At 51.5% G+C, this 495-nt stretch carries 1 protein-coding gene; it reads right to left on the bottom strand.

Going from position 1 to position 495, the window contains the following annotated elements:
• The coding region (locus ACOI06_RS14605; RefSeq protein WP_420663319.1) for an IS66 family transposase at positions 1-495 on the bottom strand (495 nt) is incomplete at both ends.

Genomic DNA, 495 nt, shown 5'->3' with positions numbered 1-495 from the left:
TTGCGCCGCATAGATGGGGCTGAGTAATTCACTCGCCTTGGCACACAGGTTCGTCAACCAGCCTCGACTGACTTTAATACCTGCTGCCGTCATTCGTTGTTGTTGACGGTACAAAGGCAGATGCCAAGCGATCTTGTCAATTAACAAACCCGCGATAAAGCTCACATCAGCTCGGCTTTTATCCAACACGCCACCGGGAGCCGGTGGGCAGTGGATGGCTTGCGTATGACGAACCTTGATCACAGGGCGGATGTATTTCAGGATGACGTAGCTGCCTGGTCGTTGCGCTAGTTTGTGTGTGGTCTTGTGCCCAATGACCTCATAGTCTTCAGGAGCCAAACCTTTGATTTCTGGGTTGGGTAATTCAATGACTTCAACAGGGACCCTGTCTTCATCAAAGAACAAAGCGGGCTCTTCATTGGTCTCATCTTTAAAGCGCACGCGACGTTTGTGCTGAGCGACGACCTGAGCGGGCACTTCAGGTTCTGTAGTTGG

Origin of the sequence: Orrella sp. 11846, from assembly GCF_048820935.1 — a bacterium.
Classification (GTDB): domain Bacteria; phylum Pseudomonadota; class Gammaproteobacteria; order Burkholderiales; family Burkholderiaceae_B; genus Algicoccus.
The sequence above is the reverse complement of the archived record's forward strand: the minus strand, read 5'-3'. Positions and strand labels throughout refer to the sequence as shown.